Source organism: Bordetella muralis (genome assembly GCF_965139205.1).
Classification (GTDB): domain Bacteria; phylum Pseudomonadota; class Gammaproteobacteria; order Burkholderiales; family Burkholderiaceae_B; genus Bordetella_A; species Bordetella_A muralis.
Map to the genome: position 1 here is coordinate 22,470 of NZ_CBCSIU010000009.1, position 17,974 is coordinate 40,443.

General features: G+C 60.8%; 16 protein-coding genes. All 16 read left to right on the forward strand.

The window, feature by feature from the left end; translation table 11 throughout:
- Positions 1 to 250: 250 nt before the first annotated feature.
- The 16 genes from ACNA0I_RS14340 (at position 251) to ACNA0I_RS14415 (ending at position 17,931) form a co-directional block, all read left to right on the forward strand.
- Positions 251 to 1,900 (forward strand): ShlB/FhaC/HecB family hemolysin secretion/activation protein, encoded by a 1,650-nt coding sequence (locus ACNA0I_RS14340; protein ID WP_415806687.1) that lies wholly within the window; start codon positions 251 to 253, stop codon positions 1,898 to 1,900.
- Between the two features lie 36 nt (positions 1,901 to 1,936).
- On the forward strand, positions 1,937 to 3,871 hold the full coding sequence (locus tag ACNA0I_RS14345) for a DUF2341 domain-containing protein (protein ID WP_415806688.1): 1,935 nt from the start codon (positions 1,937 to 1,939) through the stop codon (positions 3,869 to 3,871).
- Positions 3,872 to 3,883: 12 nt separating this feature from the next.
- Positions 3,884 to 4,306, forward strand: coding sequence for an ExbD/TolR family protein (locus tag ACNA0I_RS14350; protein ID WP_415806689.1), 423 nt, complete (start codon positions 3,884 to 3,886; stop codon positions 4,304 to 4,306).
- A gap of 10 nt (positions 4,307 to 4,316) precedes the next feature.
- Entirely contained in the window at positions 4,317 to 5,051 is a 735-nt protein-coding gene (locus ACNA0I_RS14355) for an energy transducer TonB family protein (RefSeq protein WP_415806690.1), read from the forward strand.
- Between the two features lie 43 nt (positions 5,052 to 5,094).
- A complete protein-coding gene (locus tag ACNA0I_RS14360) occupies positions 5,095 to 6,834 on the forward strand; it encodes a putative porin (RefSeq protein ID WP_415806691.1) in 1,740 nt (579 codons plus the stop codon).
- 14 nt (positions 6,835 to 6,848) lie between these two features.
- Positions 6,849 to 7,637, forward strand: coding sequence for a coiled-coil domain-containing protein (locus ACNA0I_RS14365; protein ID WP_415806692.1), 789 nt, complete (start codon positions 6,849 to 6,851; stop codon positions 7,635 to 7,637).
- Between the two features lie 33 nt (positions 7,638 to 7,670).
- A complete protein-coding gene (locus tag ACNA0I_RS14370) occupies positions 7,671 to 8,201 on the forward strand; it encodes a YbjN domain-containing protein (RefSeq protein WP_415806693.1) in 531 nt (176 codons plus the stop codon).
- Positions 8,202 to 8,229: 28 nt separating this feature from the next.
- Positions 8,230 to 9,267: a peptidylprolyl isomerase gene (locus ACNA0I_RS14375; protein ID WP_415806695.1), complete on the forward strand. Its 1,038-nt coding sequence runs from the start codon at positions 8,230 to 8,232 to the stop codon at positions 9,265 to 9,267.
- A 19-nt stretch (positions 9,268 to 9,286) separates the two neighbouring features.
- A complete protein-coding gene (locus ACNA0I_RS14380) occupies positions 9,287 to 9,658 on the forward strand; it encodes an antitoxin Xre/MbcA/ParS toxin-binding domain-containing protein (RefSeq protein WP_415806696.1) in 372 nt (123 codons plus the stop codon).
- Between the two features lie 86 nt (positions 9,659 to 9,744).
- Positions 9,745 to 10,263 carry an RES family NAD+ phosphorylase gene (locus ACNA0I_RS14385; protein ID WP_415806697.1) on the forward strand — a complete coding sequence of 173 codons (519 nt, stop codon included), beginning with the start codon at positions 9,745 to 9,747 and terminating at the stop codon, positions 10,261 to 10,263.
- A 48-nt stretch (positions 10,264 to 10,311) separates the two neighbouring features.
- Complete coding sequence (gene coq7, locus ACNA0I_RS14390; protein ID WP_415806698.1) at positions 10,312 to 10,989, forward strand: 2-polyprenyl-3-methyl-6-methoxy-1,4-benzoquinone monooxygenase; 678 nt, start codon at positions 10,312 to 10,314, stop codon at positions 10,987 to 10,989.
- Between the two features lie 838 nt (positions 10,990 to 11,827).
- Complete coding sequence (locus ACNA0I_RS14395) at positions 11,828 to 12,922, forward strand: MraY family glycosyltransferase (RefSeq protein ID WP_415806873.1); 1,095 nt, start codon at positions 11,828 to 11,830, stop codon at positions 12,920 to 12,922.
- Between the two features lie 107 nt (positions 12,923 to 13,029).
- The gene (tviB, locus tag ACNA0I_RS14400; RefSeq protein WP_415806699.1) at positions 13,030 to 14,304 is read left to right on the forward strand and encodes a Vi polysaccharide biosynthesis UDP-N-acetylglucosamine C-6 dehydrogenase TviB; all 1,275 of its coding nucleotides are present in this window, start codon (positions 13,030 to 13,032) and stop codon (positions 14,302 to 14,304) included.
- A gap of 10 nt (positions 14,305 to 14,314) precedes the next feature.
- Complete coding sequence (locus tag ACNA0I_RS14405) at positions 14,315 to 15,340, forward strand: SDR family oxidoreductase (protein ID WP_415806700.1); 1,026 nt, start codon at positions 14,315 to 14,317, stop codon at positions 15,338 to 15,340.
- A 93-nt stretch (positions 15,341 to 15,433) separates the two neighbouring features.
- On the forward strand, positions 15,434 to 16,795 hold the full coding sequence (gene murJ / locus ACNA0I_RS14410) for a murein biosynthesis integral membrane protein MurJ (protein WP_415806701.1): 1,362 nt from the start codon (positions 15,434 to 15,436) through the stop codon (positions 16,793 to 16,795).
- Entirely contained in the window at positions 16,795 to 17,931 is a 1,137-nt protein-coding gene (locus ACNA0I_RS14415; RefSeq protein WP_415806702.1) for a glycosyltransferase family 4 protein, read from the forward strand. The genes murJ and ACNA0I_RS14415 overlap by 1 nt, the downstream gene beginning before the upstream one ends.
- Positions 17,932 to 17,974 lie beyond the last annotated feature (43 nt).

Genomic DNA, 17,974 nt, shown 5'->3' on the forward strand with positions numbered 1-17,974 from the left:
CTACCCAGTACCCGCTGCGTAGCTTCTTTCCTGCTCCACACAAATTTCTCCGTGAAGTTTTTGTGACATTGAGCACTCCCCACGTCCGTCATTCGTCTAGCAATCAGTAAACGCTGGTCATTGCCGGTTCGTAAATGTGATCGGTTTGATCGACCGGCTTTTCGTGATTCACAGGCGGCCGCTGCGCGTTGCTGATGCCTTGCGGCTCCGTGACTCGCGGCGAATTCTAATCAGGATTGAGTGCGGTTCTATGCATGAATTGAACAACGCAGGCCACGGCGTCTGTCTCAGGATCTTTAGCGCGGCTCTCGCGGCGCTAGGTATACATGCCTGTGTAAACGCCCAATCATCGGTGGGCACCGATAGCGCCGAACCCGTTGCTGCCGCTGCTTCACAGCGGGCCGACGCCCGCCGTGTGAACGTCAGCGAGTACATCGTGCGGGGCAATTCCGTATTGACCGCGCGCGACATCGAAAAGGCCGTTTACGCTTATCTGGGACCCGACCGCACGATGGCCGACATCGAGGCGGCTCGCGATGCCTTGCAAGAGGTCTATCACCAATCAGGTTACCAATCTGTGTACGTCGACTTGCCTGAACAGCAGGTCAGCGGCGGTGTGGTGATCTTGCAAGTGACCGAAACCAAGGTGGGGCGCCTGCGCGTGGTGGGAGCCAAACATTACTCGCCGCTGGAAATCCGCGATGAGGTTCCTGCCTTGAAAGAAGGCGAGGTTCCGGATTTCAACGAAGCGCAAACGCAGTTGACTGCCTTGAATCGTACGGCCAGCCGCCAGGTCATGCCCCTGGTGCGTGAGGGCAAGATGCCCGGCACCATGGACGTCGATCTGCGCGTAGAAGACAAAAGCCCCTGGAATGCCAGCGTGGGCTTGAACAACGACTACAGCGCCGACACGGAAAAACTGCGGGCGATGGTCACACTGGGCCACGATAATCTGTGGCAGCGCGGGCATGCGTTCTCGGTGACTTATTTCACCGCACCCGAGGAGCCTTCCAACGCCAAAGTGTGGTCGGGTTCCTACACCATGCCCTTATCCGGAAAGTGGAGTCTGCAGTTTTCCGGCTATCACTCCGATAGCAACGTGGCCACGATTGGCGGCACCAATGTGCTGGGCAAGGGTTACTCCTTCGGCATGATGGCTACCTACTCCATGGAGCCATTAGGCAATTGGCACAACTCCTTGTCCGTCGGTGTGGACTACAAGAACTTCGATGAGAACCTGATCTATGGCGGGGACGGCGACGAGGTGCCGTTGAAATACGTTCCGTTCACCTTGGCATACGACGGCTACCGCTATACCGAAACATCGCAAAGCTCGGTCAGCATGAGCGTGGTCGGTGCCACGCGTACCTCGTTCGGCGTGAGCAGCAGCGACGAAGAGTTCGACTACAAGCGCTATATGGCCAGCCCCAGCTTTGCGCTGTTGCGCGGCGACCTGACTCACACTCAAACGGTCGGCAACGATTGGCAGGCTTTCTTGCGCACGGGCTTTCAGTTGGCCTCGGGTGCGCTGGTATCCAACGAACAGTTTTCGGCCGGAGGCGCCACCAGTGTGCGCGGCTATCTGGCAGCCGAACGTTCGGCTGACGAAGGCCTGATGGCCTCTCTCGAATTGCGGACTCCTTCGCTGTCGCGCTGGTTGGGGCCTCAGGTGAATGAATGGCGTTTCTTCGCCTTTAGCGACTGGGCCTTTATGCGCCTGCGCGACCCGCTGCCCGATCAAGAGAGGTCTTTCGGTTTGGCCAGCGTCGGCCTGGGCACGCGTATGCAGTTGTTCGATTGGCTGCATGGCGGCCTGGTCTGGGGCTATGCCCTGCGTGACGGCGATGTCACCAAGAAAAACGAATCGCGCGTGAATTTCAACCTGCGCGCCAACTTTTAACCCTTACGCATGACGGACTACCGGAGCACGGCAACCATGCAACGCTTACTTTTCCTCATGCTGGCCTTGATGGCCAGTGTGTTTCCCTTGACTGCCAACGCTTGGTGGCAGGCCGACTGGAATTTTCGCAAGCAGATTTCTGTTGATACCACTGCACAGGCCGGGGCCATCAATGAAAACGTCGGCCGCATGCCGTTACTGGTGCGCTTGCACACCGGCAACTTCGCGTTTGACGGCGTGAACGAGAAAGGCGACGACCTGCGCTTTGTGACCAGCGATGATCAGACGGTGCTGAACTACCAGATCGAGAGCTTTGATCCCTTGCTGGGCATGGCGTTGGTGTGGGTGGATATCCCAGACGTCGTCGGCGCGCAGCGCCAGGACATCTGGATGTATTACGGCAACCAGAAAGCGCCTGCCACCTCGAACGGCCAGCTTGCGTTCGACCCGAACTACACCTTGGTGTACCACTTCAATGGTGCGTCGGATGCGCCGCCGCGTGATGCCACGGCCTACAGCAACCACGCCCAGACTGCGCTGGCAGGCATGGTCGATGGGGTGACGGGCCGTGCGGCGCAGTTCGTGGGCGGCGCCCCGCTGATGCTGCCAGCCAGCCCCTCGCTGGCCGTTCCGGCCGCAGGCGCATTCACATTCAGCGCCTGGGTGCGCTCGGACCAAGCCGCGGGTGCGCAATTGATCTACGCACGTCGGGATAGCGGCAACGCGTTGTTGATCGGCGTGGATAACGGTGTTCCCTTTGTCGAAGTCAATGGCCAACGCACGCAGCCGGGCCAGCCTTTGTCGCCGGCCGCGTGGCAACATTTGGCTGTCACGGCGGATGGCCGTCAGGTCGTGCTCTATGTCAATGGTCAGGCGAGCGCAACGCTGGCCGCCAGTCTGCCGCCGCTGAACACGATCGCCGCCATCGGGGCCGATGTTCCAGGTCAGACCACGCCGGCCGTAGCGGCGCCCACAAACCCTGCGCCATCTGCCGACACCCCCGCAGCCCAGGGGACCGCAGCCGCGTCAGAATCTGCTGGCGCTGCGGCGCCTGCCGTCCCGGTCGCGACCTATGCACCGTTCATCGGCGCCATCGACGAAATCCGTTTATCCAAGACCGCTCGGTCCGCTGCGCTGATTCTGGCCGATGCCGTGTCCCAGGGAGCAGAGTCGCGCTTGGTCGTCTACGGTGCCGACGAAGAGCAATCCGGTTTTGGTTTTGGCGGCCTGGGCTACTTGTTGAACGCCGTGCCGCTGGATGCCTGGATCGTGATCGCGGTGCTGGTCTTCATGATGCTGCAATCCTGGGTCATCATGGTGTCCAAGAGCCGCAAGGTCAAACGCGTGGAGCAAGGCAATGCGGCATTCCGCGAAGCCTTTGCCAAAGTCGGCAACCGCCTCGAAATGTTGATCGACGACACGGCGTTGAAAGGCCGTATGCAAGACGCGCCGCTGTGGAACCTGTACGAGGTTGCAGTCAACGAACTGCGTGTGCGCCGTTCGCAAGGTGCTGACACCACTTCGATTTCCGGCGCCACCATCGAAGCCATACGCGCCTCCATGGATGCCGTGCGGACCAAAGAATCCCAAGCACTGGGACGTCGCATGGGCGTGTTGTCCAACGCGATTGCGGGAGGACCCTACATCGGGCTACTGGGTACTGTGCTCGGGATCATGGTGGTGTTCCTGGGGACGGCCATGGCTGGTGACGTGAATATCAACGCGATCGCCCCGGGTATGGCTGCCGCGCTGCTGGCGACTGCCATGGGCCTGTTCGTCGCGATCCCGGCACTGTTTGGCTACAACCGTCTGCAGGGGCGCAACAAAGATGTCGGCGCCGACATGCGCGTATTCGTAGACGAGTTCGTGACGCGCCTGGCCGAGGTGCAGGGCGAAAGCCAGGCTGCCGAGGCTGCCCATCAGGGCCGTCGCACACCGGCATCGGTCAAACCCGAAGCCGCCGTTGTCTAAAGGAGACCGCACATGGCATCCGTGTCCTCGACCCCTGATGACGACGACGGCGTACCGGTCGACAGCATCAACATCACGCCGTTGGTCGACGTGCTGATGGTGGTGCTGGTGATGTTCATCCTGACTGCCACGGCGCAAGTCGCGGGCATTCAAGTCAACCTGCCCAAGGCCAGCAGCACCGTATCGCTGGCGCAGCCCAAGACGAAAGCCATTTCGATCAACGAGAACGGCCAGGTTTTCCTGGACGCTTATCCGGTCACCTTGCCCGAGCTGGAAGATCGATTGCGCACCGAAAAGGCGCTGAACCCCGATTTTCCCGTCATCGTCCGCGGCGACGCCATCGTGCAATACCAGAAAGTCGTCGAGGTGCTGGACATGCTGCGCCGTCTCGAGCTGTCCCAGATTGGTCTAGTCACCGGCAAGCCGACCTCGTAGAGCGCGCAACATGTCGTCGAACATTCCTGATCCAACCGGCCGCCAGGACGCCGGCCGCGGCAAAGACCGGCGCGTGCGCATCGCCAAAGGCGCAGGGGTCGTGGCGGTGGTGGCCGTGCTCGGCTATTTCCTCTGGCAATGGGCCAACGATATGGCCGGCGTGAAGCGGGAGGCCCCGAAGGTCGCCACCATTATTCCGCTGCCCCCGCCGCCGCCTCCGCCTCCCGAGCCGGAACAGCCGCCTCCTGAGCCCGAGCAGAAAGAGGAAGTCGTAGAGCCTGAACCCGAGCCCGAACCCGAGCCTCAGGACGAACCGCCGCAGCCCAAGGAAGAAGCGCCGCCGTCGCCCTCCGATGACCTGGCCAAGCCCATGCAGATGGACGCCGACGCGCAAGCCGGCAGCGATTCTTTCAACATCGGCGCAGGAAAAGGCGGCGGCATGGCGGGTTCCGGAGGCGGCCGCGCAGGCAATGCGACGTACAGCCAATACATGGCCTACGCCCTGCAGAAAATCCTGCGCGAGGACGACCGCACCCGCAATCTGACTTTCCGCATGACCGTCAACATCTGGCTCAACGCAACGGGGCAGATTCTGCGCGTAGAGATCGGGCGCTCCAGTGGTGATGCCGACGTGGACGAGCGAGTGATTGCCGCATTGCGTGCCGTGCCTGCGCTGGACGAGCGGCCACCGGCCTCCGTCAGCATGCCTGTGCGCGCGTCGTTGACGGGCCGCCGCCCGTCTTGATCGAGCTGTCTTGAACATGATTCTTAGATTCGGAGTTTTGCAGATGAAATTCACATCCACACGATTGGCTAGCGCTTTGGCCGTCGCGCTGGTGGTAGGCGTGGGCCCGGCCGTCGCGCAGAGCCAGGCGTCGCCCAACGCCACTATCAATCTGATTCGTCTATTGGTCCAGCAGGGCGTACTGAAACAGGATCAAGCCGACGCCCTGGTGCAACAAGCCGAATCGGAAGCAGCCGAGGCGCAAAAAGCGCAGGCCCAGGCCGCCCCGGCACATCAGGTGGGGGCCGCAGGCGCCGCAGTGGCTCAGCCGGGCGACGTGCGCGTGACCTATATCCCCGAATCGGTGCGCGATAGTATTCGCGACCAGGTCAAAGCCGAGGTGATGGTCCAGGCCAAGGCCGAAAACTGGGCGCAGCCCAATACCTTTCCTGACTGGGTTTCTCGCATCACCGTCGAAGGCGATGTGCGGGCTCGCTACGAGTCGCGCCTGTACGACTCGTATAACAGCGACACGATCGTCGACTTCAACGATTGGAACCGCAACGGTCCTGTCCCTGTCGTCGTCAATGGCCAAGACTATCCGTTGGAGATGCCATTCCTGAATACCCGCAAGGACCGCCGCAACATGATGCGTGCCCGCGCGCGTCTGGGTGTGAAGGCTCAGATCTCGGATCAATGGATGGCGGGCATCCGGTTGGCCACCGGCAGCGACGACAGTCCCGTGTCCACGACGCAGACGCTGGGCGGCGGCATGGACAAGAAGGATATCTGGCTGGATCAGGCCTATATCACCTACCGGCCTGCACAGTGGGCCAGCATCACGGCAGGGCGCGGGGCCAATCCCTTTGTGTCCACCAATATGCTGTATTCAGATGATTTGAACTTCGACGGCATCTCGGCCCAGTTCAAGCAGGCGCTGCAAGACAGCCCGGTGACACTATTCGGCTCGTTAGGTGCGTTTGCCCTGGAGAACACCTTCGGCAGTTGGAGTGATAGCAGCTGGAGCGAGGGCGAGACGGAAAACAAGTGGTTGTTCGGCGCGCAGATCGGCGCTCGTTGGGAATTGGACAAACGCAATACGCTGACCGGTGCGTTGGCGTATTATCGTTTCGATAATATCGAAGGCCAGCGTTCCTCGCCCTGCCTGACGACCTCGGCCGTGTGCGACACCGACTGGTCGCGGCCCGCTTTCATGCAGCACGGCAACACGGTGTTCCTGCTGCGTGACCTGATGGCCGCTGTGCCGGGTAATCCCGCCGATCCTGCCAACGATCAATATCAATACGTCGGCCTGGCCTCCAAATTCAATTTGCTGGACGTCAACCTGATCTGGGATACCCAGATATTCGACGGCATGGGTCTGCGTTTGCACGGCAACTATGTTCGTAACCTGGCCTACGACGAAGACAAAATGGTCAGCCGCGCGGGCGGCATCAACAACGTGGCCAACAATCGGACGGGCGCAAACAACGATTCGATCGAAAGCGGCCCCAACGCCTGGATGCTGCAAGCGTCGCTCGGTCGCGGGCTCGATCTGCGTGCCCAAGGCGATTGGATGGTGTTCGCGGGATACAAATACATCCAGCCTGATGCGATGCCTGACGGCTACAACGATTCCACCTTCCACTTGGGCGGCACTAACGCTCGCGGCTATTTCCTGGGAGGCGGTTACGCCTTTGACAAGAACGTCTACGGCCTGCTGCGTTGGACCAGCACCAAGGAAGTCTATGGTGCTCCGTACTCCGTCGACGTCCTGCAGGCGGAAGTCAACGCGCGCTTCTAAGGTGGTTGGCACTCATGACAACTTTATATTTTTCTCGTCGTCACGCGACGATACGCCAAGAGCCCGTGTCCCGGCGCGGCTTGCGTTTTCCTTGGGCGGGGCTGTGGTTGGCCCTGTCGGTAGTGTGGGCCGCGCCGGCCGCCCACGCGCAGAGCATGGAGGAACGCCTGCGGTCGGAATTGCGCAACGTCACCCAGCAATTGCAGCAAGTGCAGAGCGAGCGCGCCCAAACCTTGGCCGCCAAGGTCACCGCGGAGGCGCAACGTGAAGCGGCACACAAGGACAACGAGCAGCTGCGAGCCCAGATCGCGCAACTTCGTACGCAATTGGGCGTCGCGCAAGACGAAGCCGGCAAACTGGAGGCCGTACGCGAAGCCGCCCACGCCCAGGTGGCGGCCAGCCATGCGCAGATCGACAAATTTCGCGGCGCTTACGAGGAACTCCTGGGCATGGCGCGCGCCAGCGAGGCCAAGCGCGTCACCCTGGAGGCGTCCTTGAAAGACCGAGACGGCCTGCTGACGATGTGCGAGAAAAAAAACGCCGCAATGTATGCCGCTGGCAAGGAGTTGCTATCGGCCTACGAAGCATTCGGAACGGGCGACATATTGAAAATCCGCCAGCCCTTTGCGGGGCAGGCTCGTGTGTTGTTCGACGAGCAGGCCCAGGCGCACGGCGACAAACTGTACGAGGCCCAGTTCAGCCGTGACGCGGCCGCTGCACTGGCGCGCAAACAACAGGCGGCCAATCAAGAAACGGCGGAGCCTGCTGCAGCCGGCAACGCGTCACGCCTGACCAACGACTGAGTTTTCATTTTTTCTACATGGAAAGATCACACAATGACCGACAGCACTTCTCTCGTCCAGACCGTCACAGCCGAAAGCCTGACCCACTTGTTGCAAGATGCGGGCTACCGCGTGAACCGTTCCGAACAGAACGGTTCGGTGCAGTTGCTCAGCGCCAGCCAGGGGGTGGGGTTCTCCGTCCGTTTCGGCAACCCGGGTCCGCAAGCAGGCGAGTTTGTCGACTACACGCTGAGTTGCGCATTGCGCGTGCAAGGCGAGCTGTCTGCTGACTTCGTCGCTGGCTGGAACGTGGCCAAGCGTTTCGCACGCCTGACGGTGCAGGGCGGTTCGTTCCTGGTGTTGGAGTTCGACGTCATCGTTGCCGGCGGCGTCAGCCAGTCTCACGTGCGTGCCGTGACCGAGTTGTGGGACCACTTGCTGCAGGAGTTTCTATTGTTCCTGCGCCAGTATGCCCAACAGACGGTGGCATCACAGCAAGGCGCAGGCAGTGTTGCTCCGCAGGATCACGCTGTTGCGGTAGAAGAGGGCAGTGCGCAATCCGCCGCGGTGCATGACGCCGCGTAGTTGTGTTGTGTCCATTCCGAGAGTCCTTATGAACGAAAGCAATATCTTGCGTGTGGCCGCCGTGCTCGGGTTGAGCGCGGCATTGTTGGGCGGCTGCGGCGACGGCGGCGATGCGCACGCGCAATCGCAGGGCGCGCCGAACACGCCGGTCCGAGCGGTGGGTGGCGCCGCCTCCGGACCGGTCACTCAAAGCGCAGGCAAGTCCGCGCCATCCAAGATCGACGTCAGCAAACCCGTGGCCACGCTGGGCACCATTTCGATTTCGCGTGCCGACATGGACGCGGTCTTGCGTGGTTTGCCGTCCGAGCAGCGTCTGCAGTTACAGGCCGACCGGGCATCGCTGGATCAGTGGCTGCGCGGCCGTTTGGCCGAAAAAGCGTTGATCGAACAGGCCACCCTGCAGGGCTGGCCCGAACGTCCGGAAATTCACCGTGTGCTGGAGCTGGCCCACAATCAGGTGGTGCTGCGCACGTATCTGGAGTCGGTCAGCCAGCCGCCTGACGATTACCCCTCGCAACAGGAACTGCAGGCTGCCTACGATCAGAGCAAGTCGCAGTTGACCATGCCTGCGCGCTATCGCGTCAGCCAGATCTTCCTGGCCGCCCCGTACACCGATAACCAGGCCGTAGCAAAGGCTCGCAAACAGGCAGCCGACTTGGTCAAGCAAGCGCGCGCCGCCAATGCCGATTTTGCCTCCCTCGCGCGCGAATATTCGCAGGACGCGGCCACGGCCAAGCAGGGCGGCGACAGCGGTGAAATGACGTTGCAGCAATTGGTGCCGGGCCTGCGCGAAGTCGTGCAGCACCTGTCCGAGGGCGAGGTCAGCGATCCCATTCAAATGCCGGGTGGTGTCCACATCATCAAAGTCGTAGATGCGCACATGGCCCAAGTGCCGCCGCTCGCGCAGGTACAAGACCAACTGCGCATCGCATTGCGCACCCAGCGTCAACAGCAAGCGGCGCGGGCTTATCTGGAGGGACTGATTAATGGCGGAACAGTCAGTATCGACGGCAGTGAAGTCAACGCGGCTTTCAAAGCCATCGAGACGGCGGCAACCGTCCAATAAAGACAACGCAGGCCTGGACGTGCGCACCAGGTTGCAGCGGCGTATCGAGGCATCGCTTGGTTATGTGAGCTCGCCCCGGTCGACGGCAATGGGTCCCGTGTTGCTCGAGATCCTGCGGGATGATCTGACCGAAGTCAGCCTGTCGTGCCTGATCGAACCGGCTCCTCCGGCTGAGATGACCCGCAAATATGTGGTGTCGCTGTACCGCGCTGTGCGCGTCGTCTGGTTGGCAGAACTGGTCTTTGGCAATCGAGACACGGCCCGCGCGTGGCTGCGTCAGCCCAAAAGCCGCCTGCATGGCCGTGCGCCCCTGGAACTGGCCCGTTGCGCCGCCGATGCCCCCTTGCTGGAGCGCTGGCTGATCGCGATCGATCAAGGCAGCGGGCTCTGACGTGGGCGCGCCGACGAGGCATATGGCGGCGCAGGCCGGACGGCCCGCTGCAGCCATACCCACAATGTATTAGGAGACATACAACCTTGACGACACTTTGGCGGTTGAGCAATAGCGACAATTTGACGGGTACGGCAGTTCTGGACGGGCGCTGGGCGGTGGCGGGTGCACCGGTGATCCTGTTGGATGCGAGTCCAGCTGCCGCAATTTGTGCGCGCCTGGCCTTGGCCGAGGTGCCGCATCCTCATCAACTGCCGCGCACCTATCGGCTGCTCGAAATCAACGCGCCGGCACGTTGCATCACGACGCCACCGCCGGCGCTTTTACGGGGTCACGACACGGAGGCGACCCGAGCGTTTGGTCAACGCTGGCTGGACAATGAGAGCTCGTTGTTGCTGCGGGTTCCGTCCATGGCCGGTGCGATGCAATTCCTCCTCAATAGCGTCCATGCCGACACGGCGCTGTGTACTGTCAAACGCCGCGCTGTTTATCCCTTTGATGGACTGCTCGAGGGCCTCTCGCTCAACCTGGCCGACGGCAGCGACTGGTTAGCCCGCGAGCCGGCGCGCGCGGCATGTCTTTATGCATTTCCGTACAATTCCTAGAGGAGAACCTCGGCCATAGCCGGGGATGTCCACTTAGGAGTTCTATTTATGTCTGTGTCACCCTCAATGTCCGATTTCGCCCCTTTTTCACGCCGGCGAGGTCCGCTTGACGCTTTGTTTGGCGAGGTTGACCGGGCATTGCGAGTGTTGACGGGGGCGGCGACGGCGTCTCGTCCCAACCCTGCCGAGGCGGCCGAGCCCGAGCCACCGCTGACGGAGCAAGAAAAGCGTCATGCCGCGGGCTTGATGCGCGTCAATCATGTCGGCGAGGTATGTGCGCAGGCGCTCTATCGGGGCCAGGCAGCGGCCTGCCGAGAGGAACCGATTAAAAAATTGCTCCTCGATGCAGCCGTCGAAGAGGTCGACCACCTCGTCTGGTGCACCCAACGGCTCGAGGAGCTGGGCAGCCGTCCCAGCCTGCTCAACCCGATCTGGTACGCGGGCTCGTTTACGTTGGGTGTGCTGGCCAGTTATGCAGGCGCGCCGCGTAATCTAGGTTTCATGGCCGAGACCGAACGTCAGGTTGAAGAGCATCTCGACAGCCATTTGTCTGCTTTGCCGGCGACCGACCAGCGTTCGCGCCAGATCGTGAGCAAGATGAAAGACGACGAGGCAAAGCATCGAGCGAGCGCCGAAGATGCCGGCGGGGTGTCCCTGCCTATGCCCGTACGGGGAATGATGCGCGCGATGTCGCGTGTGATGACCACCACCGCCTATCGGATTTGAAGCGCGAAGGCGGGGCGAGGGTAGTGGCAGACGCTTGGTGCGTCGCACAACAAAATCCTCATATGGATAAGAAATGCCTCAATGCACTCGGTATAAGTGGTTGAAAACTATAGGGTAAGCCCGCAAGGGTTTACCCTTTTACCTAAAATCAGGTTTGATGCATGTGCGTGCTGCGGTGCGGCTTTCCGGCGAGGTGATGTGGTTTTGCAACACTCAACGGCGATCAAAATCCCAGCTAAAAAAATATCTTGCATCGCACAAAACCATGCGCTAATATTCATTCATGGATGTTGAAAACGCAGCGGCGCGGTGAATCACCCCGATGCGTAGCGGTCGAACCTGATGCAGTGTTCACCCCAACATGCCCCGGTTGTCTCCTCCACCCTCCTCCTTTGGTGGATTTAGCCCGAGATCGCAAGATCTCGGGCTTTTTTTTAATCAGAATTGTTGTGTCCCCAATTCTTGCGGATAGACCCGACTTTGCGATATGGAGCCGACTCGAGGACGCTCGACGGCGATAGAACCCGAGTGACGAGCCCTCGTTGTAGAGCCTGTTCAGACACCCCGTAATTCTTTGTCTCGGTTGGCGTAGGGATAGCATTACAATCCGTTGAAACTAGGTGTGTAATGTAGGCTCATATCCATAGCGCCGTTACGTTTTGTGGGGGTGCCTTGCACTTGTTTATGCCCTACATACAAGAGCGTTACACGCACTGTAGATAATGGTGTGTTTCCGGGCATTCCGCCCAATCTGCTTTTTTGCCGCCGAGCCGGCTCAAGGCAAAACGCCTTCTTGCGAGGGCAACAAGCCGAAGGCGCAGCGTGGGGGTTAGATTTTGTGACTTGGTTGTATATCTGCGTGGCGGCGTTCATGGTTGGGGGGCTCATTGTTGCCTCCGAACGCTGGCATGGTGCATTTACCGGTGATAGCGACCTGAGCAAGCCGCAGGCCTCGCACACGCGTGCGACGCCTCGCGTGGGTGGTTTGGCCGTGTTGGCAGGCTCTTTGGCGGGCCTGTTGGTGCTGGGGCCCAGCAATATGACGCTGACCTGGCTGTGGCCCGCGCTGTTTGTGGCAGCGCTGCCTGTGTTTGTCGCAGGCCTGCTCGAAGACATTACAAAAGATATCGGTGCCAGTAAACGTCTGCTGGCGGCTTTTCTGTCTGCGGCGATTGCGTGGTGGCTGCTGGGCGGCGTCAGCCGTGTCGGTATTGCCCCGGTAGATTGGGTACTGTCGTTCTGGCCCGTTTCGCTGGTGTTCACGATGTTCGCTGTCGGTGGCTGTACGCACGCGCTGAATATCGTGGATGGTATGAACGGCCTGGCGGGTATGGTGGCTACGCTGATGGCCGTGTCCATCGCGCTGGTCGCGCTGCAGGTCGGCGATATGCCTATCTTTATGATCGCGGCGTCGCTGGCGTCGGCCACGCTGGGCTTTCTGGTGTGGAATTTCCCGTTTGGCCGGGTGTTTCTGGGCGATGGCGGGGCATATTTCCTGGGCTTTATGTTGGCGGAACTGGCGGTGCTCCTGGTGGTGCGCAATCCGTCCGTGTCGCCTTTTTATGCCTTGGCCGTGCTGTTTTATCCTGTATTCGAAACCGGTTTTTCGATCTGGCGCCGCCGTTTCAAGCGTGGTGTGCCGGTGGATCAGCCGGATGCGCTGCACTTGCACCAGTTGGTGTTTCGCCGCTTGGTCCGGGTGACGTTCAGCCGCGGGCGCCGTCATGCCGTACCGGCCTTGTGCAATGCCCTGGCTTCCCCATATATGTGGGTGTTGGCCTTGATAGGCCTGGTCCCGGCGACCATCTGGTGGGACAACGCCTGGATCCTGAGCTTGAGTCTTGCTGTCTTTGCGGCAGCCTATATCTGGCTGTACGTGCGGCTGGTGTCGTGGCGTCGTCCGGGGTGGCTGTTGTTGCCACGTACTCACTGAGTGAATGTCCTGGCGACAGGCCCACAACGGGTCAAGGGCCACTGTTACAATTTTCCCCGTTCCTATTTAAAATGCCGTGATCGTAGCGCGGCAAAGGGAGAGCTATCTTGCGTATCGATGAGGTAAAACTTGCCGTGGTCGGCCTCGGTTATGTCGGGCTGCCGCTGGCCGTGGAGTTCGGCAAGAAGCGTCCGGTCATCGGGTTTGATATCAACGTCAAGCGTATTCAGGCCCTGCAGGCTGGTCATGACCACACGCTGGAGGTCGATGACGCCGAGTTGGCCGAGGCCAAGCATCTGACATATACCGCCGAGCGTGCCGAGTTGGCCAAGGCCAATGTGTACATTGTGACGGTGCCTACGCCTATTGACGAATACAAACAGCCCGATCTGACACCGCTGGTCAAGGCCAGCGAAACCATCGGTGCGGTACTCAAGCGCGGCGATATCGTCATTTACGAGTCCACCGTCTATCCTGGCGCCACCGAAGAAGACTGCGTGCCGGTGCTGGAACGCGTGTCGGGCCTGAAATTCAACGAGGATTTCTACGCCGGCTATAGCCCCGAGCGTATCAACCCGGGCGACAAGGCGCACCGCGTCAGCACGATCAAGAAAGTGACCTCGGGTTCCACGCCCGAAATCGCCGATCTGGTCGATGCGCTATATAACGAAATCATCACGGCGGGCACGCACAAGGCGTCCAGCATTCGTGTGGCCGAGGCCGCCAAGGTCATCGAAAACACACAGCGTGACGTGAACATCGCGTTGATCAATGAGCTGGCCCTGATCTTTAACAAGATGGGCATCGACACCGAGGCCGTACTGCAGGCTGCCGGCACCAAATGGAATTTCCTGCCGTTCCGTCCGGGTCTGGTGGGCGGTCATTGCATCGGCGTGGATCCGTACTATCTGACGCACAAGGCGCAATCCATCGGCTACCACCCGGAAATCATTCTGGCAGGCCGTCGTCTGAACGACTCCATGGGCGGCTACGTAGTGTCGCAGCTGGTCAAGGCCATGACCAAAGAGCGTATCCATGTACAGGGCGCGCGCGTACTGGTGATGGGCCTGACCTTCAAGGAAAACTGCCCCGACCTGCGCAACACCCGCGTGGTCGACATCGTGCACGAGCTGGGGGAATACAACGTCGATGTCGACGTTTACGATCCCTGGGTCGATCCGGAAGAAGCCGTGCACGAATACGGCATCACGCCCGTCGCCAAACCGGAACAGGGCAAATACGACGCCATCATCCTGGCGGTGTCGCATGAACAATTCGTCAAAATGGGCGCTGCCGAGATTCGTAAACTGGGCAAGGCCAAGCATGTGTTGTACGACTTGAAGTACGTGCTGGCCACCAACGAATCCGACCTGCGTCTGTAAAGAGGGTGGTATGAGCGAACGTTACGAAAGCATTCAGCGCGAGTTGCGCGCTACGCCGCGTAAATGGCTGGTCACGGGCTGCGCTGGTTTCATCGGATCAAACTTGCTGGAAGCGCTGCTCAAGCTCGACCAGACAGTCGTGGGGTTGGATAACTTCGCGACCGGCCATCAGCGCAATCTGGATGAGGTGCGCGATTCGGTGGAGCCCGCTCAATGGGCGCGCTTTACCTTTATCGAGGGCGATATCCGCAATCTCGAGGATTGCCAGAAGGCCACGCAAGGCGTGGACTATGTGTTGCATCAGGCGGCGCTGGGGTCGGTGCCTCGTTCGTTGAACGATCCGATCACGACGAATGCGGTCAACATCAGTGGTTCGCTGAACATGCTGGTCGCAGCTCGCGATGCCAAGGTCAAGACCTTCGTGTACGCCGCCTCCAGCTCGACCTATGGCGATCATCCGGCCTTGCCCAAGGTCGAAGACCAGATCGGCAAGCCGCTGTCGCCCTACGCAGTCACCAAATACGTCAACGAGTTATATGCGGATGTGTTTGCGCGCTCGTACGGTTTCCGCAGCGTGGGCCTGCGTTACTTCAACGTGTTCGGCAAGCGCCAGGATCCCGATGGCGCCTACGCGGCGGTCATCCCGAAATGGACAGCCGCCATGATCGGCGGCGAGGACGTCAACATCAACGGTGATGGCGAAACCAGCCGGGATTTCTGCTTTGTGGACAACGCCGTGCAGGCCAATTTGCTGGCTGCAATGGCGCCCGAAGAAGGCATCAATCAGGTGTACAACGTGGCCTATAGCGGACGCACGACGCTGACTCAGTTGTATGGCTTTCTGGCCAAAACCTTGGCCACGGAGGGCGTGCAATACGACAAAAAGCCGGTGTACGTGGATTTCCGGGCGGGCGATGTACGGCATTCGCAGGCCGATATCAGCAAGGCAAGCAAACTGCTGGGTTATCAGCCCGCGTTCGATATTCTGCGTGGCCTGGAAACCGCGATGCCCTGGTACGTCAAATTCCTGGGTTGATCATTCCAAAGGCCGCGGGCGCGCTCTGCCGGGCCGCCCGCGTGCCGTGCGGTCGCTTTTACCGCGACGAATCATAGGCGAGTGGGAGAATTCTTGAAAGCGCTCATTCGCAGAGTCAACGCGATCCATCCGGATCATCAACGCATCTTCAAGGCTGCGTTCCGTGTGGCAGTTTTCTTGATCCTGGGCAAGGCTGCCGGCGCTGTCAAGGAAATGGCGGTCGCGTATCGTTATGGCATCAGCGATGCGGTAGATGCCTATCAGTTCACGATGACCATGACCAACTGGTTGCCGGTCACGATCGTCGGCGTCCTGGGGGTGGTATTGATTCCTGTGCTCGTGCGCCTGAGGCGCACGGGGGGCAAGGAACGCGACCTGTTCATCAGCGAGCTCCAAGGCTGGATGCTGATGCTGGGGCTGGTATTGGCTGTGGCGACTGCGCTGGCCTGGCCCTGGGTATTGCAATGGCTGGGCAGCGGCCTGTCCGTGCAGGTCGCCAGCATGAGTACGGATTTGCTGCTGGCGTTTGTGCCGGTCACGGTGTTCTTGTTGATGGCAGGCATCAGCGGGGCGCGTTTGCGCTCACACGAGCGGCACGTCAATACCTTGCTGGACAGCGTGCCGGCCATCGCTACGCTGGCATGGGTCATGCTGGCCGCGGCCTCACCGCACGATGTGGGCCCCTTGTTGTGGGGGACGTTGGTCGGCTATGCGATTCAGGCGGTGTGGCTGGCTTGGCTGGCGGCGCGCGCCGATAACGGTTTTTGGGGTACGCCGCGCCTGACGATGCAGTCATCGCACTGGCCCGAGCTGGTAAGCGCGGCGGGCATCATGCTGGTGGGCCAAGTCGCGATGAGTTTCGTTGGTCCGCTGGATCAGTACACAGCCGCCAATCTGGGCGACAACGCCAATGCGACGCTGGGATATGCGGCTCGGTTGTTATCGTTATTGATCGGTATCGGCGCCGTGTCCGTCGGGCGGGCGGCGTTACCGGTGCTGGCTGATATCCAGAGCCGTGGCGATGCCGCGCGGGCGCGTACGATGGCTTTGAAATGGTCGGTCTTGATGCTCGGGGCTGGCGCCGTTGCGGTGGCGATTGCGTGGGTGTTGGCGCCTTGGGGCGTGTCGGTGTTGTACCAGCGCGGTGCATTTAGCGCCGACAATACTCAGGCCGTAGCCGAGGTATTTCGCTGGGGACTGCTGCAACTGCCGTTTTATTTCGGGGTGCTGATTCTGGTGCAACTGTTGGCGAGCCAGAATCGATATCGCGTCATGGCGCTGATCGCGGTCGCCAATTTTCTGCTCAAGGCGGTGTTGAACACCGTGCTCGCGCCGCGTATGGGGGCATCGGGCATCATGTTGGCCACGGCGCTGATGTATGCCTTGTCGTTTGCGTGTTATCTCGTGGTGGCATTACAGCGTCATGAGCCGCCGGCCGCTAAGGAGACCGTTTGATGGATTCGCCCGCGATGCGTGAGCCGCGTGTCCTGATCTTTATCCACTCGCTGCATGGCGGTGGCGCCGAGCGCGTCGCTGCCGATTTGAGCGCGCATTGGGCGCAGGCCGGCTGGCAAGTCATGCTGGTTACGCAAGCGGACGCCCGCGACGATGCCTACACGCTGCATCCGCACGTGCAGCGCAAAATCCTGCACACGGCAGGCGAGGGCGGTGGCTTACGCGGGATATGGGCGAATGTGCGGCGCGTGCATGCTTTGCGCCGGGTGTTGCGAGAGTTTCAGCCCGATATCGTGCTGGGCATGATGACGACGGCGTCGGTGTTGGCGGTGATGGCCGCGCGCGGTATGCCGTGCCAAGTCATCGCGACAGAACACACGCATCCGCCATCGCAGACGTTGTCTGGGTTATGGCAACGCTTGCGCCGGTGGACGTACCCGCAGGCCGCCCGCGTGGTGGCGCTCACACGTGGCACGGCGGATTGGTTGGAACAGCACGTACCGGGCAGCAAGCTCGCAGTGATTCCGAATCCGGTGCATTGGCCGTTGTCGCGTGCCGAGCCGGTCGTCGCGCCGCCTGCAGCCGATAGCCGACGCCGTCTGTTGGCGGTGGGACGATTGCATCCGGACAAGGGGTTCGACCTGCTGGTACAGGCCTATGCGCAGATTGCGGATCGGTACCCGCAGTGGGATCTGATCATCCTGGGCGAGGGTGGCGAACGCCAACGCTTGCAGACCCAGATCGATGCGGCGGGTTTGCAGGGGCGTGTCAGCATGCCAGGGCGGGTAGGCAATGTGGGCGACTGGTATGCGAGTGCGGACATCTATGTTCTGAGCTCTCGTTTCGAGGGTTTGTCCAATACCTTGCTGGAGTCTTTGGCCAGCGGATTGGCTGCGGTCTGCTTTGATTGCGATACCGGGCCGCGCGAGGTCGTCCGTGACGGTACGGATGGCGTACTGGTTCGGCCCAACGGTGATGTCGCGGCCATGGCGGCGGCGCTGTCGGCGTTGATGGACGATGACGAGACCCGTCAGGCTTTGGCGCAGCGGGCCATCGAAGCGCGTGAACGATTTTCGGCTCAGCGGGTGCTGGGCTTGTGGCAACAACTTTTCGACGATGTGCGAGGGCAGGGCTGATCGCCCGGCCCAACAGTCGTCTGGACGAGCACGGAAGAAACCA